Raw genomic sequence first — 23342 nt, 5'->3', positions numbered from 1 at the left:
CTCTGGAGGAAAAATAAGAGCCACCCAAAGGTGACTCTTATTAACTCACTAGATGACTGATTAAAGCGCCTCAGTGTAGCAACTTCGCGAAATTACTCGCGGGAAGCTTTCTTACGGTCATGCTCTTTCAAGTGGCGTTTACGGATTCGTACGCTCTTCGGTGTTACTTCAACCAACTCATCATCACTAATGAACTCAACAGCGTATTCCAAAGTCAAGTCGATTGGTGTCACTAAACGAACCGCTTCATCAGTACCTGAGGAACGTACGTTAGTTAATTGTTTACCTTTAATTGGGTTCACAACTAAGTCATTGTCGCGACTATGAATACCAATCACCATGCCTTCATAAACAGGATCGCCATGCTTTACAAACATACGACCACGGTCTTGTAGTTTCCAAATAGCATAAGCAACGGCCTCGCCATCGTCTTGGCTAATCAATACACCGTTGTGACGCTCGCCCAAGATGCCATCTTTGGCTGGAGCATAAGAATCAAATGTATGACTCATCAAACCATTACCGCGAGTCATGGTCATGAAATCGCCCTGGAAGCCAATCAAACCACGTGCAGGAATACGGTATTCAAGACGGGTACGACCTTTTCCGTCGCTCACCATATCTTGTAATTCGCCCTTACGCTTACCTAAGTCTTCCATCACAGAACCTTGAGTAGCATCTTCTACATCAACCGTTAAGTTCTCGTACGGCTCCATCTTGACGCCATTCTCTTCGTGGAAGACAACGCGAGGACGGGAAACTGCCATCTCATAGCCTTCACGACGCATGGTCTCTACCAAGATGGTGAGGTGCAACTCGCCACGGCCAGATACTTCGAATACGGTGTCATCATCAGTTTCTTTAACGCGCAAAGCCATATTGGCCTTCAATTCACGGTCAAGACGCTCACGAATCTGACGGCTCGTTACAAACTTGCCTTCACGGCCAGCTAATGGACTAGTGTTCACCATGAAGTTCATAGTTAAAGTAGGCTCGTCAATCTTGAGCATTGGCAATGGATCTGGTTTATCAACCGCACAAACCGTTGTACCAATCGCCAACTCTTCAATACCGTTGATGAGAGCAATATCGCCGGCAAATGCCTCGTCAACGATTTCACGCTCTAAACCTTTAAATTTCAACACTTGATTAATACGGCCTTTAAATGGCACGCCATCAGGACCATTCATGCAGACTACTTCCATACCTGACTTCACACGTCCACGGCTAATGCGACCAACACCAATCTTACCGACATAGCTGTTGTAATCGATTGAAGAAATCTGGAATTGCAAAGGACCATCTGGATCATCATCACGCACAGGGACGTATTTCAGAACAGCGTCAAACAATGGACGCATATCGCCTTCACGGACATCTTCGGTTGTGCCTGCATAACCGTTCAAGCCAGATGCATAAATGATTGGGAAGTCGAGTTGCTCTTCCGTAGCGCCTAACTTATCAAACAATTCAAAAGTGGCGTTAATTACGTAGTCACAACGTGCACCTGGACGGTCAACCTTGTTAATCACAACGATAGGCTTCAAACCAAGAGCCAAGGCTTTCTTAGTAACGAAGCGAGTTTGTGGCATTGGGCCTTCAACCGCATCAACCAATAGCAAAACACCGTCAACCATGGAGAGCACACGCTCTACTTCACCACCGAAGTCGGCGTGTCCTGGTGTGTCAACGATGTTGATGTGTGTGCCGTCATATTCAACCGCACAGTTCTTGGACAAAATAGTAATGCCACGCTCTTTTTCTAAATCATTTGAGTCCATGACGCGTTCGGTCATTTTTTCGTTTGAGCGGAATGTGCCAGATTGGCGCAAGAGTTGGTCAACCAAAGTAGTTTTACCGTGGTCAACGTGGGCGATGATGGCGATATTACGAAGTGCGCGTTTAGTCATGTGAAGCTTCTGAAGTTAAGAATATGAAATTCGGGTTAATTAAGGTTAATCAGTTAATAAGTCAAAAAAATATTAATGCGCCGAAGAAATCAAACGCTTGGGATGCAACACCCCAGAGCGCCAATCTCCAGTGCCGATAAAGTTATGTGGAGCAGCGGTTGCGCGGTAGATACGCACTAGCGCTTCTATCGAGGTTAAATTAAGTGGGACTCTCTGCCCCATCTCTAAACGTTTTGCTTGCTGCTCATCTACCGTTAGATGTGGCAAGGTTTGTAACAGTGCATCGACTGGCAAGATGTAGCTTGAGCTTTCTTGCAAGCCCTTCTGAATCGATTCGATTGTGAAAGACTGTTCTAAAGTGAGGTGACCCACTTCAGTGCGGCGCAAGCCAACCAAATGCGCACCACAACCCAAAGCTTTGCCAATATCTTCTGCTAAGACACGTATGTAAGTACCTTTGCTACAGCTCACTTCTAAAGTGGCTTCAGGCCAATTGATATTGGTCCAGCGAATGGCGTGAATCGTAATATTTCGTGGGGCACGCTCCAACTCAACACCAGCACGAGCATATTCATATAAAGGCTTGCCATCGCGCTTGAGTGCTGAATACATTGGCGGAACCTGACTAATGAGACCAGTAAATGCGGGCAATAATGACTCTAGCGCTAACTTCAAGGCAACTTCATCAGCAAATACTGGGAGCGGCAACTCTTCAATGATGAGGCCTTCAGCATCGCCAGTATCAGTGCGCTGACCAAATTTCACTTGAGCGATGTAAGTCTTATCCGCTTCCAATAAATCCTGAGAGTATTTAGTTGCTTCACCCAAACAAATGGGGAGTAAGCCTGTAGCCATTGGATCTAATGTGCCCGTGTGCCCAGCTTTTTCTGCATTGAATGCACGCTTCACAGCAGTAACGGCTCCTTGCGAGCTCATACCAGCAGGTTTATCAAGCAAGACAACGCCATCGATACGTACAGACATAGCTATTTACGCGTTCTCGTCTTTGCGATCACTATCCACCGCTTGATCAATTAAGCGAGACATTTCAATGCCATGCTCAACAGAACTGTCGTAGTGGAAATGCAGGGTTGGCACAGTATGAATATGCAAACGCTTAAACAATAAAGAGTGTAAGTAGCCCGCTTTATCCTGTAGCGCCTTCAATGCTACTTCAGGCTCAGCGCCCAAAACAGTGAAGAAGACTTTTGCGTGCGCCAAATCTGGCGTAAGTTCAATACTTTGTAAGGTAATCAAACCTAGGCTCGGGCTACGCAATTCACGAGGAATCAGCTCGGCCAGGTCTCGCTGAATTTGATCGGCGAGACGCTGGTTACGATGAGGACTAGTTTTATGCATTAACTGGGTAGCTCTTACAGTGTTCTAGCAACTTCAGTCACTTCAAATGCTTCTAGTTGATCGCCCTCTTTGATGTCGTTGTAGCCTTTTAATGACAAGCCACACTCAACACCGGCACGAACTTCTTTTGCATCATCCTTAAAGCGCTTGAGAGAATCTAGCTCACCACTCCAGACCACCACATTGTCACGCAAGAGGCGAACACTAGAGTTACGCTTAATCACACCATCGAGCACCAAGCAACCGGCAATCGCGCCAACTTTAGATACCAAGAAGACTTGACGAATCTCCACCATACCGGTGATTTCTTCTTTCTTATCTGGTGTCAACATACCGCTTAAGGCTGCTTTCACTTCATCAACCGCGTCATAAATAATGTTGTGATAACGAATATCTACACCATTATTTTCAGCCAACTTACGCGCCGCACCATCTGCGCGAGAGTTAAAGCCAATGATCACTGCCTTAGAAGCAACTGCCAAGTTCACGTCAGTTTCAGTAATGCCACCGACTGCTGCGTGAACGATTTGAACCTTCACCTCTGCAGTAGAGAGCTTTTGCAATGACTGGGACAATGCTTCTTGAGAACCTTGTACGTCCGCTTTAATAATCAGCGGCAACAACTTCGCTTCAATTGCACCCTCTTCCATATTTTCCATCATGGTTTCGAGTTTGAAGGCTTGCTGTTTCGCTAGCTTCACATCACGGAACTTACCTTGACGGAACAATGCGATCTCACGTGCTTTACGCTCGTCAGGAACCACTTGTACTGATTCACCAGCTGCAGGAACCTCAGATAAACCTTGGATCTCTACAGGGATAGATGGGCCAGCTTCATTGCAAGGCTTGCCGTTTTCATCCAACATCGCGCGAACACGACCGTAGGTTGAACCAGCCAGCAACATATCGCCACGCTTGAGCGTTCCAGACTGAACGAGAACAGTTGCAACTGGACCACGCCCTTTATCCAAACGCGCCTCAATCACTAAGCCTTGTGCCGGAGCCTCTTTAGCTGCTTTGAGTTCCAAAACCTCTGCTTGTAAGAGTACGTTCTCGAGCAATGCATCGATACCATCACCCGTTTTGGCAGAAACACCAATAAATGGCACATCGCCACCGTATTCCTCAGGCACTACTTGCTCAGCTACCAATTCCGTTTTGACACGCTCTAAATTGGCCTCAGGTTTATCAATCTTATTAATTGCCACAACGATTGGAACACCCGCTGCTTGAGCATGGTGAATCGCCTCTCTGGTTTGTGGCATCACGCCATCATCCGCTGCAACCACCAAGATCACGATATCCGTTGCCTTGGCACCGCGAGCACGCATTGCCGTAAAGGCTTCGTGACCCGGAGTATCCAGGAAGGTAATCATGCCGCGGGGAGTTTCAACGTGATAAGCGCCGATGTGCTGAGTAATACCACCAGCTTCGCCAGTGGCAACCTTAGCTGCGCGAATCTTATCAAGCAAAGATGTTTTACCGTGGTCAACGTGACCCATCACCGTAACTACGGGTGGACGCGGCAATAACTCTGCATCGTGACCAGCTGTACCCAAATCTAAATCGGGGTCATCTAACTTAGCAGCATGCGCTGTGTGGCCCATTTCCTCGACGATGATCATTGCCGTATCTTGATCCAAGATCTGGTTAATGGTGACCATCTGACCCATACCCATCAAGAGCTTAATCACTTCTGCACTCTTCACAGCCATAGCGTGTGCTAACTCAGCAACGGTAATGGTTTCTGGGACATTGACATCGCGCACAATAGCTTCAGTAGGCACTTGGAAATTGGTGTCGACATTGGCTTCAGCAATTTGACGTTGCTTTCTTCTGCCGCCGCCTGAACGCCAACCACCTACACCACCTGAGCTATCACCACGAGTCTTGAGACCACCTGGTTTTTTAGCGCCTTCTTCTTGCCAAGTAGATGAAGTCTCTGCAGATTTAATCGTCTTACCACCAACTTTAGCAACTGCTTTTTTCTTATCCTCAGCACCCTCAACCTTGGCAGGCTTATGTAGAGTACCTTTTTTAGCTTCTTCAGCAGCAATTTCACTTGGCGCCTTAAGAACACGCGCAGGTGTACTCATCATGTCGCGAATTGCTAAAGCTTCAGCCTCAGCAGCGGCACGGCGTTTAGTGATATCCGCCAATTGCACTTTATTAGCATCAGCAATATCTTTAGCAGCCTTGTCAGCCTTCGCTTTCTTTTCAGCAGCTTTAGCTGCTGCAGCATCTCCGTCTGCCTTGGCGGATTTCTCAGTCGCTGGCTCAGCTGCACTTGCAGCCGCTGCAGCATCAGCCTCTTTTTGGCGAGCATCTTCTGCTGCTTTCATTTCAGCTTCTTGACGAGCCAATAACTCAGCTTGACGCGTAGCTTCAGCAGCGCGTTTTTCTAACTCTTCAGCGGATAAGATGGGTTTAGCGGATTCTGCAGAAACAGCTTTCTTGGCTGCTGGAGCAGGAGCCTCTTCAGGAGCTTTATCTCCTGCTTTAACGAGCACGCGCTTTTTACGAACCTCAACCTGAACAGTGCGAGTACGCCCAGCAGAATCTGCCTGACGAATCTCAGAGTTTTCGCGCTTGATTAGGGTAATCTTTTTACGACTACCCGTATCTGCACTGCCATGCTCTTTTTGCAAATGCTCAAGCAGGACAGTCTTGTCCTTTTCGGTAATGCTGTCGTCCTCAGAACCTTTTTCAATACCGGCAGCCTTCAATTGCTCTAGAAGGTCTGGCGCGGTACGTTTTAATTCTTTAGCGAGTACTTTTACTGTTGTTGCCATGTACTACTTCCTCTCATGAAGTAAACCAATGTTCGCGCGCTTTCATGATGAGCGTTTTCGCGGTTTCTTCGTCAATTTGTGTCGCCTCAACTAGCTCATCAACAGCCAGTTCAGCTAAGTCGTCACGGGTATGAACTTGATTGTCAGCAAGCTTAGCAACCAGTTCAGTGGTCATTCCCTCAAGGGAACGTAAATCTTGTGAGACTTCGCCAACGCGCTCTTCCTTAGCCAATTCCATGGTCAAGAGAGAGTCACGCGCACGAGTACGCAATTCGTTTACGGTGTCTTCGTCAAAAGAGTCAATTTCCAACATTTCAGAAAGGGGTACGTAAGCAACCTCTTCTAATGTATTGAAACCTTCTTCGATCAAGATATCAGCAACTTCTTGGTCAACGTCCAATTTGTCCATGAACAATTGACGTACAGAAGCAGCTTCTTTTTCAGTTTTCTCAGCAGACTCTTCTGGAGTCATGATGTTGATCTGCCAACCAGTCAGTTCGCTAGCCAGGCGGACGTTCTGTCCACTACGGCCAATCGCAATTGCCAAGTTCTCTTCATCAACCACCACATCCATAGCGTGACGCTCTTCGTCAACTACGATGGAAGAGACTTGTGCTGGTGCTAAGGCACCAATCACAAACTGCGCTGGGTCTTCAGACCACAACACAATATCTACCGCCTCGCCAGCCACTTCATTACGAACTGCAGTAACGCGTGTACCACGAACGCCAACGCAAGTACCGATTGGATCGATGCGCTTGTCGTAAGTAATCACAGCAATTTTTGCACGGATACCAGGATCACGTGCTGCGCCCTTAATCTCCAATAAACCTTGCTCCATTTCTGGAACTTCGTTCTCGAATAACTTGATCAAGAAATCTGGGCAAGTACGTGAGAGCTCAATCTGTGGGCCACGGGCTTCACGATCTACTTTCAAGATGTAAGCACGAACACGATCACCAGAACGGAGGTTCTCTTTAGGAATCATTTGATCGCGACGCAGCAGGGCTTCAACGCGACCAGACTCAATAATCAAACCATTTTTGTCAGCACGCTTCACGGTACCAGTCATGACTTTTTCGCCACGCTCAAGGTAGTCGTTCAGAATCTGCTCACGCTCAGCATCACGAATACGTTGCAAGATCACTTGCTTGGCAGCTTGTGCGCCAATACGGCCAAAGGCTAAAGATTCGATTTGCTCTTCAATGTATTCGCCAACTTCCATATCTGGAAATTGTTCGAGGGCTTCGAAATGCAGAATTTCTTTATCAGGCTCTTGGAGACCTGCTTCATCAGGAACAACCAACCAGCGACGGAAGGTTTCGTATTCACCAGACTCGCGATCAATCGATACACGGATATCCACATCTTCTGTCGGATAACGTTTCTTAGTAGCTGATGCCAACGCCATTTCTAGCGCCTCAAACACAATCGCTTGATCTACGTTCTTTTCACGCGCTAAGGCGTCTGCCAACATGAGAACTTCTCGGCTCATGACTTTCTTCCTTTGAAATCAATAACAGGGACCAACCGAGTCTTATCGACCTCGGCTAAAGAAAACTCCAATTGAGACTCAGCGCCATCAGCGCCTTCAAACAACAAACCAAATTTCGCATCGGGTGAATCCAACTCACCACTCAGCAATCCTTGCAACACACCACGAAACTTCTTGCGATCGCCAGCGGCAACTCGCAATTTCAAATCCACTTCCATTCCGGAAAAGCGCTCGTAATCAGCCGCTGATTTAACAGGGCGATCTAGACCAGGAGAAGAAATCTCTAGACGCTCAAAGGGAATGTTTTCTACTGGCAATGTGTAGCTCAGTTGATGACTTACCTTTTCGCAATCCTGGACATTAATCAAACGCTCATAATCCGGGTTTTCGATCGTGACACGAAGCAAACCTCCGGCTTCACGCTCGATATCAACTAGCGTGTACCCTAGGTTTTCTACCTCTGCAGAAATAATCCGCTGATCCTTCACGAATACCCTTCAATCCAAAACGGCAAAAAAAAATGGGCTTCAAAGCCCATATTCTCGAAATTCAGAACAGGCCGACTTACGTTGATCGCAACATCAGTCGGTAACAACTTAAAACAGCAGCAAACTGCTGTAAGTCCAAAATTATAGCCGATTTAGAGGAAAACTCATGAAAATCAGAAGCTTTCGCTTGGATTTCGCGGTTTTCTAGGGCCTTTATTGAAGGGTTTGCGCCCTTTAGGTGCCCCTCGTTTAGGGCCACTTCCTGGAGTTTGAGGGCTTGCCGTTACAAAAGCAGACTGTCCATGATGGACTTTTTTGCCTTTATTACGGTTCTGGCCCTGACCGCCCTGACCGCCTTGACCACCTGCACCTGGACGTCCACCCTGAGTACGACCCCGGAAAGGACCACGCCCCTCGCCAGAACCACCACCGCCAGGTTTACCACCCCGACCTTGATGGGTGAGAGAACCATGACCACTGGCCTGGGTTAAAGCATCCCGTGAACCCCAATAAGAAACCGAGGTTTGCATTGGGTCTGGCTGAAAATCCCCACTGGAGGCGGGATTACGGTCTCTTCCATGAGATCCAGAACTGGGGCCACGACCCTTATCTTGGGGTTGAGGCATTTTTAAGCCTGCAAACTTCATTAAGTTATAAATACCGCCAGCCTCAATCTCTTCCCACTTACCCCGCCTCAAACGTGGAGGCAATAAGAAAATCCCGTAACGAGTACGAATCAAGCGAGAGACGACATGCCCAACTGCCTCGAACATGCGACGTACCTCACGGTTACGACCTTCAGTCAAAGCAACGTGGTACCAACGGTTTGCACCTTCCCCGCCACCCATAGAAAGACGTAAGAATTTGGCTTGGCCATCATCTAAGGTAATACCACTCTTTAATTGAGCCATATTTTCTTGACTCAAATCACCCAAAATACGAACAGCGTACTCGCGCTCAACACCGTAACGAGGATGCATCAAGCGATTTGCCAGCTCACCTGAAGTTGTAAATAGCAAGAGGCCTTCAGTATTAAAGTCCAAACGCCCCACTGCAATCCAACGTCCTTGACGTGGCTTTGGCAAACGATCAAATACAGTTGGACGACCTTCTGGATCAGATTGACTGACGATTTCACCAGAAGGCTTGTGATACATGATCACGCGTGGCGGCTTGGTCTGAATCTTGCGATGCACAGGCTTGCCGTTAATACGCACCTGATCGGTCGGCCCGATACGCTGGCCAATATGGGCTGGCAAGCCATTCACGGACACACGTCCTTGAATAATCAAGTCTTCCATATCGCGACGTGAACCCATGCCGACATCAGCTAATACCTTGTGCAACTTGACAGTATCTTCGTCGTCAGCTTCGTCGTCCAAGCCATCCAAGTCTGACCAAACTTCATCACGCAAGCTGAGTGGCAAGTCATCGATGTTGGCAAATTGCAAGCTACTCATCTCATCATCGCTAGGTGTATCGGCATCATCGTCATGACGGACACGTTGTGCGCGACGCTCTGCACCAGTTTGATGAGAAATCTCATTCTCATTCACACCATCTGGGTTTTTAACTTCAATGACCTCAGGCGCATCTAATGCGGCATCGAATTCTCCAGAGACTACTGAAGCAAACAAGGCTTCGCTTTCTGCCGGATTTGGTGCCAGCTTGGCAGCTGCGTGGTTAACGCCATCGCGCGCACCACCAGGGTCGCCCTCGCGACGAGGACGATCCTTGTTAAATGGACGTTTCTTATTAAACGGCTTACCAGCGCCCGCACCCTGACGGCGTGGACGACGTGGACCACCCTCATGCCCTTCGCCTTTTGCACCCTCTGAATGATTGGGCGCAGACTCAGAACCAGTGGAGTTGTCCGATGTAGATTTAATCGGAGATGAATCGTTTTCGTTATGACTTGTCATTAATAATTATTTTGGTTCGTCTGATTTGTCTTCAGACTCTGGAGTAACTGCTTCTACTGCTTCACTTATCTCTTCGCTCATGGATTCGTCGTCTACCGATTCATCATCTGTTAACTGAATGATGGGTTGACCGTTTTCATCCAACTCGATGACCGTCTCAACAGTAGCGCTAGGATCAAATTCCATGACCGCCTGACCTAATTGCGCAGCTGCTGCCATTGGCGCAGCATCCTCTAGCATTGGCAAGCTTTGTAAATTAGTCAGACTGAGGTCGTCTAAAAATTGCTTAGTTGTGGCATACAAACCGGGACGACCGATGGTCTCTTTGTGACCAATCACCTCAACCCAACCCCGATCCTCTAACTGCTTCATCACATTGCTACTGACTGCAACACCACGAATCTCTTCAATCTCGCCACGTGTCACCGGCTGACGGTAGGCAATAATCGCCAAGGTTTCCATCACCGCACGAGAATACTTTGGCGGCTTTTCTGGGGTCAAACGATCAAGATATTCACGCATTGCTAAGCGGCTCTGAAAACGCCAGCCAGTTGCAATATGAACTAACTCCATGCCTTTATCTTCCCAGGCTTTTTGAAGCTCCGTAAGAGCATGATCAATTTCACCAGCGGCAATATCTTCCACAAATAAGCGCGTCATATCAGCAACTGTGAGTGGTTCTTGCGCGCACAAGAGGGCAGTTTCAATTACGCGTTTATTGTGATCATCCATAAAATTCGGGCTATCAGGCATTGGCCTGATGAGACTATAAAAATGTATTTCAGTAATGGGTTGGTAGTGTTCTGGTGGCACTTTTAGCTACTGCGGGCAATGCATCCACAAAATTCACTTGGGAGAGCTACCCGCGCTGAAACGAAGTCTTTTTCGCTCACCGTCCAACCATTATAAGGGAGGCTCAATACAATAGCTACATGCACGAAATTACAGCCCTACCCCCTCTTTCATCCCCTGAGACCGATGCAAGACGTCGTTTTCTGGGCTTAGGCCTAGGTTTAGGGGCTCTCCTTGGGGGCTCGAGTCTGGCCGGTTGCAGCTTAATGAGTAGTCGCAAGCCTGTCATTGGCCTTGCATTAGGGGCGGGTGCCGCCCGAGGTTTTGCCCATGTGGGCGTTATTAAGGCATTAGAGGCACAAGGCATTCGACCCGATATCGTGGTGGGCAGTAGCGCCGGAAGCGTTATTGCGGCATTACTTGCCTCTGGTGCTACCGGAAATGATCTCAATCGGCTCGCCTTAAGTCTTGATGAAGCCACCATTGCCGACTGGGGACTCCCTTTTGCGGGAAGATTTGGCGGCCTCATTAAAGGGGACGCCCTGCAAAACATGGTGAATCGTGAAGTGCAAAATAAGTCTATCGAGCAAATGCGGATACCCCTGGGAATTGTGGCGACTGAACTGCAATCAGGTAAAGGTATTTTGTTTCGCTCTGGCAATACAGGCCTGGCGGTACGCGCCTCCTGTAGTGTTCCAGGTGTATTCCAGCCAGCAGTGATTAGCGGCAAAGAGTATGTTGACGGCGGCTTAGTTGCTCCCGTACCAGTCAGTTATGCCAGGCAGATGGGCGCAACGCTGGTGATTGCGGTCAACATCTCATCAGAGCCTGTTCATCAAGATGCCAGCGGAACCTTTGGCGTTATGCAACAAACCATATCCATCATGCAGCGAAGTATTAATCAATATGAGCTCAAGAGCGCCGATATTGTGATCACGCCCCTACTCAAACAAATGAGTAGCGGCGACTTCAAATCCAGAAATGCCGCCATCCTTGCTGGTGAGGTTGCAGCACAGGAGCAAATGGGGTTGATTAAGGAAAGGTTGAAGCAGTAAAACATCCCCACATCCCCACATCATAATCATGGTATATTTCCATATATCTGATTGTAACTACAATTAGATATATGGAGATTACCTATGATGACCATAAAAACAAAAGAAATCTAATAGAACGAAATCTCTCATTTGAGGAGGTTATCGAGTTTGATTTTGAGGGCGCAAGACTTTCTGTGGATGAGCGAAAAGACTATGGAGAAATCAGAATACGAGCAATCGGTTTTTTGCGATGTCGATTGCATACACTAGTTTTTACTGAGACCGAAAAGGGAATACGAGTCATTAGCTTTAGAAAAGCAAACAAGCGGGAGCTCACTGAATATGAAAAACAAATCCAAAATTAATGGCGAAAACTTCGAGTGGTCAGCTGAAGAGCTCAGAAAGTCAAAAACATTTAAAGAGCTGCCAGAGTCGCTACAAGCTAAATTAGCCTCTCGAAAACTTAGAGGGGCTCAAGTTTTACCAACGAAAGTATCAACTACCATTCGCTTGTCTAGCGACGTAGTCGAAGCATTTAAAGCATCCGGGTCGGGATGGCAAACTAGGATTGATTTAGCGCTAAAAGAATGGCTAAGGGAGCATACACTCGCTTAGCTAGATAAAAATCAAAGGCTACGGGACTTACGCTTGAGCTTATTGACTTCATTGAGCAACTCTTGACGCTCTGCATCACCCAAATTGTCACTACCGTCTAAGCGGCGAGCACCATCAAAGCGCTTATCCCAGTAAAGGCTACCAAGATCGTCTACACGCACACTGGTACCTTTGGATGGAGAGTGAATAAATTTATTGTCACCAACATAAATGCCGACATGAGAGAAAGTTAAGCGCATGGTGTTGAAGAACACTAAGTCACCAGGTTGCAATTCTTCACGAGTAATCGGTTTGCCCACTCGGCTCATTTGAGTCGATTTGCGTGGCAATAAAAAACCTAGCTTATCTTTAAAAACATAGCCAACAAAACTACTACCGTCCAAACCTGATTGCGGCAACTCAGCATCCCAGCGATAACGCACGCCAATCACTTCCATAGCGCGATTAATTAATTCATCTGATTTGCCAGTAACTGAGTCTGCCAAACGATCTGACACGCGGGCGAAGTAAGACTTACCTGCCTGAAACATGGTTTCTTTAGGAGTCTCTTTAACAACTTCTGCGGACGAATCTTTTGCAGTATCGGCAACAGCGTCCACAGCTCGCGCGGGATTCGCAGCCAATGTGATTGCAATCAGCGCAACGATAGGCAACTGCTGAATCAGCATTGGCAAGAGGTCTTTTTTAAGGGACATCACTCGATTCTAACAAAGAAGACCCATTTCACCAAGTGCTAAGCCTGAGATAACTCTTTGTTTTCAATAGTGTATTTGCCATTATGGGGTGTAATTGCACCACTTTAGCCCCTTGTAGAGCCTATTTAACTGAGGTCTTAGCTCAGTTCAGCGGCTGCAAAAAGCTCTTTGGTGTAAGTCTGACGAGGGTGCTTAATGAGGGTCTCAGTATCACCAAACTCCACCACCCTACCCTCTTTGAGCACCATCACCTCATGCGACATTGCCCGAATGACCGCCAAATCATGGCTAATCATCAAATAGGCTAAGTTGTATTTTTTCTGGAGCTCAGTCAGCAATGCGAGCACCTGTTTTTGAATCGATACATCTAATGCTGAAGTTGGCTCATCCAATACCAAGATCTGTGGCTTCAGAATCAAAGCACGAGCAATTGCAATACGCTGCCTCTGACCGCCAGAAAATTCATGTGGATAGCGCGTGAGAGCGGAACGATCAATTCCCACCTCTCGCAACATATCGAGAACGCGGGACTCACGCTCCGCTGCAGAAAAATTCGGAAAATGCACATCCAAACCCTCTGAAACAATTTGCATCACATTCATTCGCGGAGAAAGTGAGCCAAATGGATCTTGAAAAATTACCTGCAAACTCGAGCGCAAAGCTCGGCGATCCAATGGTTTTAGCTTTTGCCAATCTTTACCCAATACATCTACTGTGCCCGTGATCTGTGCTGCAGAATCACCCAACAAACCTAAAACTGCCATACCTAAGGTGGTCTTACCTGAACCAGACTCCCCAATGACACCGATAGTCTGTCCCTGCTTGAGCTCAAAGCCCACCTTTCGCAAGACCTGATGACGCGGAGATTTTTTAAACCAAGAGGTGGACTCTGTGCCAGGATAAGAAACAGATAAGCTCTCCGTCTTTAATAGGACGGGTGCCAAAGGCATTACTGGTGCTAAGTTGCGCACAGGTTCGCTATTGACCAACGCTTTTGTATACGCGTTATCCGGATGCTCAAAGACTTGCTTTGTAGGCCCTACTTCCATTAGGTTGCCCTGATTGAGAACGGCAACACGCTGAGCAAAATGCTTTACTAAATTAAGGTCATGGGTAATTAATAAGATCGCCATGCCACCGTGATCCTTAGACTCCTCCTGCAACTCTTTGAGTAAATCTAAAATCTGCAAACGCAAGCTCACGTCCAAAGCGGTAGTAGGCTCGTCTGCAATGAGTAATCTGGGTTTACAAGCCAAGGCCATTGCAATCATGGCGCGTTGGCGCTGTCCACCAGATAGCTGGTGAGGATAAGAATGAAAGCGTTTTTCTGGCTCCGGAATACCCGTCTTCTTAAGCAGTTCAATTGCAGCAGACATTGCGTCAGGCTTAGAGATCAATGGCTCATAAATCTGCACTGCCTCAACAATCTGATTGCCGATAGTAAACAAAGGATTGAGCGCAGTCATCGGCTCCTGGAAGACCATGGCAATCTCACGACCACGAATTTCACGAATAGCTTGTATTGGTAGGTCTAGCAAATTCACAGAAGGATTACTAGCATCTGCACTCTGGCCACTCCACAAAATTCGACCAGATGTTTTTGCACCCTCTGGCTCAAGGCGCAGTGGCGCTAAAGCAGTCAGCGTCTTACCTGAACCGGACTCTCCAACTAGGGCAATGCGCTCACCTACCCCAATCTCTAAATCAAGATGGCTCACAGCAAATTTTTCACGCCGACCTGAACCAAAAGAAATTGAGAAATCTTCATAGCGCAGGAGTGGAGCTGCACTTTTCACGGAACTCATGAACGGCCTCCACTCATCGCGCCTGACTTACGAGAATCAAAAGCATCACGTAAGGCCTCACCCATAAAAGTGAGTAAGAGTAAGGTGGCTACTAAAACAACAAAGGTCGATAGTGAAATCCACCATGCATCTAAATTACTTTTTCCTTGGGAGAGTAATTCACCAAGACTCGGCGTTCCTGGTGGCACACCTAAACCTAAGAAATCTAAACTGGTGAGCGACAAAATCGCCGCACTCATTCTGAAGGGAAGAAAGGTAATGACAGGCGTCAGACTATTCGGCAAAATATGACGGCGCATAATTTGTAGATTGGTTAATCCCAATGCTCGGGCTGCACGAACATACTCTAGCGCGCGATTACGGAAGAACTCTGCACGCACATAGTCAGATAAACCCATCCAACCAAATGCTGCTAGCAGAATAATCAAGAGCCAAATACTCGGGTTAAAGATGGAGGCAAAAATAATGAGTAGATATAACTCTGGCATCGCTGACCAAACCTCAATCAATCGCTGAGAAACCAGATCGAACTTACCGCCAAAAAATCCCATTAAAGAGCCTGTGATGATGCCCACGCTGACGCCAACAATGGTGAGCGCCAAACCAAACAAAATTGATAGACGAAAGCCATAAATTAAGCGTGACAAGACATCACGCCCTCGATCATCAGTACCTAACCAGTTATCAAACGATGGTGGTGCAGGATTTGGAACCTTTGAAAAGTAATTGAGCGTTTCATAGCTATAGGGAATAGGCGGATAAATTGCCCAATTACCATTGCTGGTAATGTTGTGACGAATATCCGGATCTAGAAAATCGGTGGGCGTCGCAAAGTCACCACCAAACACTCGCTCAGGTTGTGACTTCACAATTGGGAAATAGAATTTTCCTTCATAGCGAACGACCAAAGGTTTGTCATTCGCAATCAGCTCCGCGCCCATAGAAAGACCAAATAGGATCATGAAGATCCACAAGCTGACATAACCCATACGACTATTTTTAAATCGGTGCCAGCGACTCATGAGCCACCTCCCGCACCAAACTGGATACGCGGATCAATGTAGACATAGCAAAGATCCGAAATCAACTTCGTAAACAAGCCAATCAGCGTAAAGAGATAGAGTGTTCCGAAAACCACTGGGTAATCACGTCGCATCACGGACTCATAGGAAAGCAAACCGAGTCCATCTAAAGAAAATAAAGTTTCGATCAGGAGCGAGCCAGTAAAGAAAGCGCCAATAAATGCCGCCGGAAATCCAGTCACCAGGGGAAGAAGCGCATTGCGGAACACATGTTTCCACAGCACTTGTTTTTCAGTAAGACCCTTGGCTCTCGCAGTCAATACATACTGCTTACGAATCTCCTCTAGGAAGGAGTTTTTAGTCAGCATAGTGATCACGGCAAAGCTACCTAAGACTGAAGCGGTAATTGGTAAAACTAAATGCCATAAATAATCCATTACCTTACCCATCATGCTGAGCTCACTCCAGTTATCTGAAGTTAGCCCTCTTAAGGGGAATATCTGCAAGAAACTGCCGCCACCAAAAATGACGAGTAAAAGCACGCCCAATACAAAACCTGGAATGGCATAGCCCACCAAAATCATCGTACTAGTGACCGCATCAAAGCGAGAGCCATCCCTGACTGCCTTAGCTATACCCAAGGGGATCGATACTAAATACGTCAGAAAGAAGGTCCATAAACCAATGCTGATAGACACAGGTAATTTAGAAACCACTAACTGCCAAACACTTTGGTGTTGGTAGTAACTCTGACCTAAATCAAATTGTGCAAAACGCTTGAGCATCATGAAATAACGTTCTACTGGCGGCTTATCAAAACCATACAAAGCCTTCACCTCAGCCAAGCGCTCAGCATCCACTCCTTGGCGGCCACGATAATTGCTACCACCACCAGAAGACTCCGCACCACTGACTGCAGCATCACCCTTACCTTTGAGCTCTAACATCAACTGCTCAACTGGACCACCCGGTACAAATTGCACTACAGCAAATGTCAGGGTTAAGACACCTAACAAAGTAGGAATCATCAAGAGTACGCGCTTGAAAATATAAGACCACATTTGTCCTTGCATTAGCGCGCCCCCGCTTTCCACCAATTAAGCAAAATCCAAGATTCAGCGGTGTAATACAAAGGCGGTTCTGGATAACGCATCTCTTTACGATACGCAATTCGATGTGTTGGGTTGTACCACTGAGGAATGACGTAATAACTATTCCAAAGTACGCGGTCTAAAGCTCTGGTAGCCGCACGCAACTCTTCACGCGTTTGCGCTTTCACAATCGCATCTACCAAAGCATCAACTACGGGTGATTGGACCCCAATCACATTGTCAGAACCTTTTTCTTTTGCGGCCTGACTACCAAAGCGATCCCACAATTCATTACCGGGGCTTTGTGAATCAGGGAAACGAATAGTGGTCATATCGAAATCGTATTCATCCATCCGTTTCTGATGCAAAGCAAAGTCACTGGTACGAATATCCACCGCAATACCCAGCTTCTCTAAATTACGAATATAGGATGACAAAACTCTCAAAAAGAATGGGCCGTCTTCGACCATCTCAAAACGAAAAGGCTCGCCCTGCATATTCCGCAAGGCACCATCGCGGTACTGCCAACCAGCTTGAGCCAATAAATCACGTGCCTTGCGCAGATTCTGACGCAGACTATCGGGCGAAGCAGTTGAAGGTGCGGCCGGCATTGCATCAAAGACAGCATCAGGCACCCATTTAGGGTATTGCGCTTTCAGGGGCTTAAGTAATTTCAATTCCGCTTCAGTAGGTTTACGAGGGCCATCGAAATTGGCACTGAGATCGCTGTTCGTAAAGTAACTATTGATCCGACTGTATTGTTCAAAGAAGAGTTGACGATTCAACCACTCAAAGTCGAGCGCATAACCCAAGGCTTGGCGAACACGTGGATCCTGAAAAATCGGTCGACGTACATTCATCGCAAAACCTTGCATGCCTGCCCCATTGTGATTGAGAAAAGCTTTCTTTTCTAAGGTGCCATCATTAAATCTGGGGCCCACATAACTCTTAGCCCAATTCTTCGCGCGGTACTCTACCAATGCGTCAAACTCTCCAGCCTTAAAAGCTTCTAGACGAACTGCATCATCGCTATAGAGTTTGTAGTTCACGCGATCAAAGTTGTAAAAACCAACACGGACATTGAGTGGCTTATCACTTTGATCAGCCCAGTATTTGGGGTTACGTTTAAAGATCATGGTCTTACCAGCTTTATAAGACTCGATCACATATGGACCGCTTGCTATCGGGTGCTCAAAAGTCAATTTATCAAATGGGGTAATACTGCCATCGGGTTTCTTACCCCAGTTGCGAGAGAACACAGGTAAAGTTCCCACCATTACCGGTAATTCAGGATTACGGTTCTTAAAGTCAAAACGGATCACGCGATCCGAGACCACTACCGCCTGCTTCACATCGGCATACACCGTTTTAAATTGTGGATTGGCGAGTGAGCTCATCAAGGTATCGAAGCTGTGCTTTACATCGCTAGCTAAGATAGAATTGCCATCTGAAAATTTCGCCTCAGGACGGATCCGAAATATTACCGACATCTTGTCGGGCGTCACTGCAATATCCTCCGCAATCAAACCGTAGGCACTAGAGACCTCATCGGCACTGCCCACCGCCAAAGACTCAAACATCAACTGAGCGATACCAGGGGCAGTCACGCCACGCAGGGTAAATGGATTGAACTTATCAAAGCTCGTTCGCCGATCGGGGTTAGGCAAAGTTAAGGTGCCACCCCTGGGCGCCTGGGGATTGACGTAATCAAAATGGCTAAATCCATCAGCGTATTTGGGTTTACCGTATTGAGCGATGCCCTGCGCACCATGAGCCGAATTCAGCATTACCCCAGCCAGTAGGGCTAAGAGTAGCAAATTGGGGATTTGGCGGATGGCGAGGAGCATGGGCATATATGCAACAATTGTAGATAGCAAATCATATTTGAAGCAAAGGACACTATATGGGCTTTCTCGCTGGCAAAAAAATTCTGATTACCGGGCTTCTTTCTAACCGCTCTATTGCCTATGGTATTGCCAAGGCATGCCACCGCGAAGGGGCTGAACTGGCCTTTACCTATGTTGGTGAGCGCTTTAAAGACCGTATTGTCGATTTTGCTAAAGAATTTAATACCGAACTGATTTTTGACTGCGACGTTGGCAGTGATGAGCAGATTTCTGCCCTTTTTAAGGATTTAGCTAAGACTTGGCCGCAGTTTGATGGCTTTGTCCATGCGATTGGCTTTGCACCACGCGAAGCCATTGCTGGAGACTTTTTAGAAGGTCTTTCTCGTGAAGGCTTCAAAATCGCTCATGACATCTCTGCCTACAGCTTCCCCGCGATGGCGAAAGAAGCCTTGCCCATGTTGCGTGACAAATCCTCTCTATTGACGCTCACTTACCTCGGTAGCTTACGTAACGTTCCCAACTACAACACCATGGGACTTGCGAAGGCCTCACTAGAAGCCTCGGTACGCTATATCGCTGGCTCAGTTGGCCCTAAAGGCATTCGCGCTAACGGAATCTCTGCTGGCCCAATTAAAACCTTGGCTGCTGCTGGCATTAAAGGCTTCGGGAAAATTTTGGAAGCGGTTGAGCAAACCGCCCCCATGCGTCGTAATGTCACGATTGATGATGTTGGTAATACCGCTGCCTTCCTATTGTCTGATTTAGCAAACGGCATCACCGCTGAAATCATTTACGTCGATAACGGCTTTAGCCAAGTGGTTGGTGGAATGGAAGAAGTTTGATCGTTCCACTGCGCGAGGCCCTGAAGTTTTGGGCCAAGCTGGGTTTTATTAGTTTCGGTGGGCCAGCAGGACAAATCGCAGTCCTTCATCAAGAGCTGGTTGAAAAACGTCGCTGGATTTCTGAGCGGCGTTTTTTACATGCACTCAACTATTGCATGCTGCTGCCTGGGCCTGAAGCGCAGCAGTTGGTCACTTATATCGGCTGGCTGATGCATCGCACCTGGGGTGGTGTTTTAGCGGGCACCCTCTTTGTTCTTCCTTCTCTCTTTATCTTGATTGGTTTGTCTTGGATCTACCTGACCTTTGGTCAAGTCCCTTGGATTGCTGCCATTTTTTTTGGCATCAAACCCGCGGTCACTGCCATCGTCCTTCATGCCGCAGTACGTATCGGTAAGCGCACGATTCACAATCAAGTATTACGTTGGATTGCGCTCGGATCCTTTCTGGCGATCTTTGTTTTTAATTTAGCCTTCCCAATCATCGTTATCTTTGCTGCAGTGATGGGCATCTGGGGTGGTAAACGCTATCCAAAATATTTTCAGCAAATCGCTACTCACGATCAATTGAATGGAGCACATGCTCCCGCATGGATTGATGATCACACCCCCACTCCCGACCATGCCAAGTTTTCCAAAAAGAAACTGGCGCTGCATAGTTCAGTTGTTCTCGTTCTCTGGTTCATTCCGTTGATTACCCTCATACTGATCTTTGGCTGGAAAACGCTCTACCCACAAATTGCCTGGTTCTTTACCAAAGCCGCCTTTCTCACCTTTGGTGGCGCTTATGCAGTTCTGCCCTACGTCTACCAAGGCGCAGTAGATCAATTCCATTGGCTCAGCGCTGGCCAGATGATGGATGGTTTGGCGCTTGGAGAAACTACTCCAGGACCACTCATCATGGTCGTAGCTTTTGTTGGTTATCTCGCCGGCCACATTCAACATTGGATTGGTAATAGCAATCCGTTTTGGTTTGGAGTACTTGGGGCTTGCGTTGCCACCTGGTTTACTTTTTTACCTTCTTTTTTCTTAGTACTGATTGGCGGTCCCCTGATTGAATCTACCCACGGCAAGCTGAGCTTTACTGCACCCCTGACTGCCATCTCTGCAGCAGTAGTTGGCGTCATCGCTAATCTAGGTCTCTTCTTTGCGTATCACGTCTTTTTTCCACATGGTCTTGGTGGTTCAATCTCATGGATTTCGATTGTGATTACCGTACTTGCAGGTTTAGCACTCTTTAGATACCAAAAAGGGGTGATTAGCGTATTGATCGGTTCAGCCCTAGCTGGGCTTCTGAGTCACCTACTAACTACTTTATTGATCTAGCTAGGCGGTATTGAGGGTTGAAATTGGCATAATGGAACTTATGCGAATCGAACCCCAAACTATTACCCATCTCCAAGAATGGCTCGGTAAAACTGAGACCCTTCAAGACGTCGTCACCGCTGCACCCGTCAGAGCTTTATCAGCAACGCTCGATCGATCTGATGCCGCGCCCGTTACCGGAAGCTTTCTACCAGAGCTATGGCATTGGCTTTATTTTTTACCTTGCGCTCTTCAATCAGAAATCGGCCCTGATGGTCATCCAAAGCGTGGCGGCTTTTTGCCCCCAGTACCATTACCGCGTCGCATGTGGGCTGGCAGTCGCATTGAATGGTTAGCCCCTCTGGCAGTGGGCGATAAAATTGAACGCGTCTCCAAAATTGAATCCGTTACGCACAAAGCGGGTCGGACTGGCGACCTCATCTTTGTATTGGTCAAACACGCCATCTCCAATCAAAATGGCTTAGCCTTAGTTGAAGAGCATGACATTGTGTATCGCGATGCTCCCGGACAAGACGACAAGCCAGTTGCACCAACACCAGCTCCTACAGGTGCGACTTGGTCTAAAACAATTACTCCTGATGATGTTTTGTTATTTCGTTACTCAGCACTGACATTTAATGGTCATCGCATTCATTACGATCGCAAATACGTTACTGAAGTAGAGGGCTACCCCGGCTTAATTGTTCATGGCCCTTTAATTGCAACTTTATTAGTAGATCTTGTGCGACAAAGTATTTCAGGCTGTAGGCTCAAGAGTTTTGAGTTCCGCGCCATTCGCCCTACTTTTGATATCAATATATTTAAGGTGAGCGCTAAGCCTGATTTAGAGAAAGATCCCTCTGGAAAAACGATCTCCATTTGGGCAGAAGATCATGAAGGCTGGCTCACCATGCAAGCCAGTGCTGTTTTAGCCTAGGAAATGATTCTCAATGACCACTCCACACTTAACTAAAGCCTTAGCTACATTTGCCTCTGAATTAAAGATTGGGGATATTCCCCAAGAAGTGATTGCGCGCACCGAAGATTTACTGGTAGATTGGTTTGGCTCTGCGATTGCCGGCAAAGGTTCACGCCCAGTAGAAACGATCACGCAGTTTGCGCAAAACATGGGTGGCTTTAATACCGCCAATCCTGGTACCGCTGAAATTCTGATTAGCCGTAAGAACTCAAGCCCTTTTTTAGCGGCGCTAGCCAATGCCGCAGCATCACATGTAGCCGAGCAAGATGATGTGCACAATGGCTCCGTCTTTCATCCAGCTACCGTGGTATTTCCTGCAGCATTAGCAACGGCACAAACGATTGGTGCTTCAGGTGAGGATCTTCTAGTGGCTGTGGTTGCTGGCTACGAAGTCGGTATTCGAGTTGGAGAATTTCTAGGTCGCTCACACTACAAGACATTTCATACGACCGGTACTGCTGGTACCTTGGCTGCCGCCGCTGCAGTAGGTCATCTTCTCAAGCTCAACCCCACTCAAATGCTGCACGCCTTTGGTTCAGCCGGTACCCAATCTGCTGGCCTTTGGGAATTTCTGCGCGATGCCGCCGACTCTAAACAATTGCATACTGCCCACGCTGCCGCTACTGGCTTGATGTCAGCTTACCTAGCGCAATCCGGCTTTACTGGCGCTGAACACATTTTGGAAGGTAAACAAGGCTTAGCGGCTGGGATGTCAAGTGATGCGGATCCCAGCAAGCTGATTGATCGATTGGGTAGTCGCTGGACTATTGCTGAGACGAGCTTCAAATATCACGCCTCATGTCGTCATACGCACCCTGCCGCAGATGCCTTGTTACAAGTCATGTTGGCGCATCACCTTAAGCCTAGTGATATCGCCAAAGTAGAAACTTTGGTTCATCAGGGCGCAATCGATGTGCTGGGTCCAGTGACTGATCCTGCAACTGTTCACCAATCTAAGTTCTCTATGGGAACTGTATTAGCCTTGATTGCGCACTATCAATTTGCAGGTCTACAAGAATTTGATCAACACTTTCATGATCAAGCCATTTGCGCGTTCCGTGATCGTGTCACCATGATTCTGGATCCTGAAGTGGATGGCGCCTACCCTCAACGCTGGATTGGAAAAGTCAAAGTCTATTTAAATAGTGGCGAGGTTTTAGAGGGCCGCGTTGATGAACCCAAAGGCGATCCCGGCAACACTCTGAGTCGCACTGAAATTACCGACAAGGCTATGCGCCTTGCTGCATTTAGTGGCGGCGCAAGCCCAGATGAGATGAGCGCTGCTATTGAGCGCTTGTGGAATATCCGTAAGCAGTCCAAGATAGGTATGTTGATCTCCTAAATCGCAGT

At 47.4% G+C, this 23342-nt stretch carries 20 protein-coding genes; 7 read left to right on the top strand and 13 right to left on the bottom strand.

Annotated features, from left to right (window positions below; translation table 11 throughout):
- Positions 1–92: 92 nt before the first annotated feature.
- The 8 genes from typA to scpB all read right to left on the bottom strand — a co-directional run bounded on the left by typA (position 93) and on the right by scpB (position 10698).
- Positions 93–1910, bottom strand: coding sequence for a translational GTPase TypA (gene typA, locus ICN27_RS03540; protein WP_215309721.1), 1818 nt, complete (start codon positions 1908–1910; stop codon positions 93–95).
- A gap of 72 nt (positions 1911–1982) precedes the next feature.
- A complete protein-coding gene (truB, locus tag ICN27_RS03535; RefSeq protein WP_216268998.1) occupies positions 1983–2894 on the bottom strand; it encodes a tRNA pseudouridine(55) synthase TruB in 912 nt (303 codons plus the stop codon).
- Between the two features lie 6 nt (positions 2895–2900).
- The gene (gene rbfA / locus ICN27_RS03530; RefSeq protein ID WP_015420788.1) at positions 2901–3269 is read right to left on the bottom strand and encodes a 30S ribosome-binding factor RbfA; all 369 of its coding nucleotides are present in this window, start codon (positions 3267–3269) and stop codon (positions 2901–2903) included.
- Positions 3270–3283: 14 nt separating this feature from the next.
- Positions 3284–6061, bottom strand: coding sequence for a translation initiation factor IF-2 (infB, locus tag ICN27_RS03525; protein WP_216268997.1), 2778 nt, complete (start codon positions 6059–6061; stop codon positions 3284–3286).
- Between the two features lie 13 nt (positions 6062–6074).
- Positions 6075–7556, bottom strand: coding sequence for a transcription termination factor NusA (gene nusA, locus ICN27_RS03520; protein ID WP_046329860.1), 1482 nt, complete (start codon positions 7554–7556; stop codon positions 6075–6077).
- On the bottom strand, positions 7553–8044 hold the full coding sequence (gene rimP / locus ICN27_RS03515; protein WP_046329859.1) for a ribosome maturation factor RimP: 492 nt from the start codon (positions 8042–8044) through the stop codon (positions 7553–7555). Before rimP ends, nusA begins: the two co-directional genes overlap by 4 nt.
- A gap of 173 nt (positions 8045–8217) precedes the next feature.
- Positions 8218–9966, bottom strand: coding sequence for a 23S rRNA pseudouridine(2605) synthase RluB (gene rluB / locus ICN27_RS03510; RefSeq protein WP_216268996.1), 1749 nt, complete (start codon positions 9964–9966; stop codon positions 8218–8220).
- Positions 9967–9972: 6 nt separating this feature from the next.
- Complete coding sequence (gene scpB, locus ICN27_RS03505; protein WP_216268995.1) at positions 9973–10698, bottom strand: SMC-Scp complex subunit ScpB; 726 nt, start codon at positions 10696–10698, stop codon at positions 9973–9975.
- Positions 10699–10898: 200 nt separating this feature from the next.
- Between scpB and ICN27_RS03500 the strand changes: the two genes are divergently transcribed.
- The 3 genes from ICN27_RS03500 (at position 10899) to ICN27_RS03490 (ending at position 12410) form a co-directional block, all read left to right on the top strand.
- Positions 10899–11813: a patatin-like phospholipase family protein gene (locus ICN27_RS03500; RefSeq protein WP_215326724.1), complete on the top strand. Its 915-nt coding sequence runs from the start codon at positions 10899–10901 to the stop codon at positions 11811–11813.
- A 71-nt stretch (positions 11814–11884) separates the two neighbouring features.
- Positions 11885–12160 carry a BrnT family toxin gene (locus ICN27_RS03495; RefSeq protein WP_215309709.1) on the top strand — a complete coding sequence of 92 codons (276 nt, stop codon included), beginning with the start codon at positions 11885–11887 and terminating at the stop codon, positions 12158–12160.
- Positions 12138–12410 carry a BrnA antitoxin family protein gene (locus ICN27_RS03490; protein WP_215309707.1) on the top strand — a complete coding sequence of 91 codons (273 nt, stop codon included), beginning with the start codon at positions 12138–12140 and terminating at the stop codon, positions 12408–12410. The genes ICN27_RS03495 and ICN27_RS03490 overlap by 23 nt, the downstream gene beginning before the upstream one ends.
- 11 nt (positions 12411–12421) lie before the next feature.
- On the opposite strand, the gene ICN27_RS03485 is transcribed toward ICN27_RS03490, so the two are convergent.
- From ICN27_RS03485 to ICN27_RS03465, 5 genes are all read right to left on the bottom strand, one after another.
- Entirely contained in the window at positions 12422–13105 is a 684-nt protein-coding gene (locus tag ICN27_RS03485; RefSeq protein WP_216268994.1) for a C40 family peptidase, read from the bottom strand.
- 137 nt (positions 13106–13242) lie between these two features.
- Complete coding sequence (locus ICN27_RS03480) at positions 13243–14910, bottom strand: ABC transporter ATP-binding protein (protein ID WP_216268993.1); 1668 nt, start codon at positions 14908–14910, stop codon at positions 13243–13245.
- A complete protein-coding gene (locus ICN27_RS03475; RefSeq protein WP_216268992.1) occupies positions 14907–15932 on the bottom strand; it encodes an ABC transporter permease in 1026 nt (341 codons plus the stop codon). The genes ICN27_RS03480 and ICN27_RS03475 overlap by 4 nt, the downstream gene beginning before the upstream one ends.
- The gene (locus tag ICN27_RS03470) at positions 15929–16993 is read right to left on the bottom strand and encodes a microcin C ABC transporter permease YejB (protein WP_215310303.1); all 1065 of its coding nucleotides are present in this window, start codon (positions 16991–16993) and stop codon (positions 15929–15931) included. Before ICN27_RS03470 ends, ICN27_RS03475 begins: the two co-directional genes overlap by 4 nt.
- An 11-nt stretch (positions 16994–17004) precedes the next feature.
- The gene (locus ICN27_RS03465; protein ID WP_216268991.1) at positions 17005–18876 is read right to left on the bottom strand and encodes an extracellular solute-binding protein; all 1872 of its coding nucleotides are present in this window, start codon (positions 18874–18876) and stop codon (positions 17005–17007) included.
- 50 nt (positions 18877–18926) lie between these two features.
- Between ICN27_RS03465 and fabI the strand changes: the two genes are divergently transcribed.
- Genes fabI through ICN27_RS03445 form a run of 4 tightly spaced genes read left to right on the top strand, consistent with a single transcriptional unit; the run spans position 18927 to position 23334 of the window.
- Complete coding sequence (fabI, locus tag ICN27_RS03460; protein ID WP_215309697.1) at positions 18927–19712, top strand: enoyl-ACP reductase FabI; 786 nt, start codon at positions 18927–18929, stop codon at positions 19710–19712.
- Complete coding sequence (chrA, locus tag ICN27_RS03455; RefSeq protein WP_216268990.1) at positions 19709–21034, top strand: chromate efflux transporter; 1326 nt, start codon at positions 19709–19711, stop codon at positions 21032–21034. The genes fabI and chrA overlap by 4 nt, the downstream gene beginning before the upstream one ends.
- Positions 21035–21065: 31 nt before the next feature.
- Entirely contained in the window at positions 21066–21950 is an 885-nt protein-coding gene (locus tag ICN27_RS03450) for a MaoC family dehydratase N-terminal domain-containing protein (RefSeq protein WP_216268989.1), read from the top strand.
- Between the two features lie 13 nt (positions 21951–21963).
- Complete coding sequence (locus ICN27_RS03445) at positions 21964–23334, top strand: MmgE/PrpD family protein (RefSeq protein ID WP_216268988.1); 1371 nt, start codon at positions 21964–21966, stop codon at positions 23332–23334.
- Positions 23335–23342: the final 8 nt, after the last annotated feature.

The organism is Polynucleobacter sp. Nonnen-W13 (assembly GCF_018881735.1).
Classification (GTDB): Bacteria; Pseudomonadota; Gammaproteobacteria; order Burkholderiales; family Burkholderiaceae; genus Polynucleobacter.
This window is presented reverse-complemented; position numbering and strand designations above follow the sequence as displayed.

Excerpts from the sequence above, each read along its gene's own strand:
- typA (WP_215309721.1), bottom strand. The coding sequence starts at position 1,910 with ATGACTAAACGCGCACTTCGTAATATCGCCATCATCGCCCACGTTGAC.
- truB (WP_216268998.1), bottom strand. The coding sequence starts at position 2,894 with ATGTCTGTACGTATCGATGGCGTTGTCTTGCTTGATAAACCTGCTGGT.
- rbfA (WP_015420788.1), bottom strand. The coding sequence starts at position 3,269 with ATGCATAAAACTAGTCCTCATCGTAACCAGCGTCTCGCCGATCAAATT.
- infB (WP_216268997.1), bottom strand. The coding sequence starts at position 6,061 with ATGGCAACAACAGTAAAAGTACTCGCTAAAGAATTAAAACGTACCGCG.
- nusA (WP_046329860.1), bottom strand. The coding sequence starts at position 7,556 with ATGAGCCGAGAAGTTCTCATGTTGGCAGACGCCTTAGCGCGTGAAAAG.
- rluB (WP_216268996.1), bottom strand. The coding sequence starts at position 9,966 with ATGACAAGTCATAACGAAAACGATTCATCTCCGATTAAATCTACATCG.
- scpB (WP_216268995.1), bottom strand. The coding sequence starts at position 10,698 with ATGGATGATCACAATAAACGCGTAATTGAAACTGCCCTCTTGTGCGCG.
- ICN27_RS03500 (WP_215326724.1), top strand. The coding sequence starts at position 10,899 with ATGCACGAAATTACAGCCCTACCCCCTCTTTCATCCCCTGAGACCGAT.
- ICN27_RS03495 (WP_215309709.1), top strand. The coding sequence starts at position 11,885 with ATGGAGATTACCTATGATGACCATAAAAACAAAAGAAATCTAATAGAA.
- ICN27_RS03490 (WP_215309707.1), top strand. The coding sequence starts at position 12,138 with ATGAAAAACAAATCCAAAATTAATGGCGAAAACTTCGAGTGGTCAGCT.
- ICN27_RS03485 (WP_216268994.1), bottom strand. The coding sequence starts at position 13,105 with ATGTCCCTTAAAAAAGACCTCTTGCCAATGCTGATTCAGCAGTTGCCT.
- ICN27_RS03480 (WP_216268993.1), bottom strand. The coding sequence starts at position 14,910 with ATGAGTTCCGTGAAAAGTGCAGCTCCACTCCTGCGCTATGAAGATTTC.
- ICN27_RS03475 (WP_216268992.1), bottom strand. The coding sequence starts at position 15,932 with ATGAGTCGCTGGCACCGATTTAAAAATAGTCGTATGGGTTATGTCAGC.
- ICN27_RS03470 (WP_215310303.1), bottom strand. The coding sequence starts at position 16,993 with ATGTGGTCTTATATTTTCAAGCGCGTACTCTTGATGATTCCTACTTTG.
- ICN27_RS03465 (WP_216268991.1), bottom strand. The coding sequence starts at position 18,876 with ATGCCCATGCTCCTCGCCATCCGCCAAATCCCCAATTTGCTACTCTTA.
- fabI (WP_215309697.1), top strand. The coding sequence starts at position 18,927 with ATGGGCTTTCTCGCTGGCAAAAAAATTCTGATTACCGGGCTTCTTTCT.
- ICN27_RS03450 (WP_216268989.1), top strand. The coding sequence starts at position 21,066 with ATGGAACTTATGCGAATCGAACCCCAAACTATTACCCATCTCCAAGAA.
- ICN27_RS03445 (WP_216268988.1), top strand. The coding sequence starts at position 21,964 with ATGACCACTCCACACTTAACTAAAGCCTTAGCTACATTTGCCTCTGAA.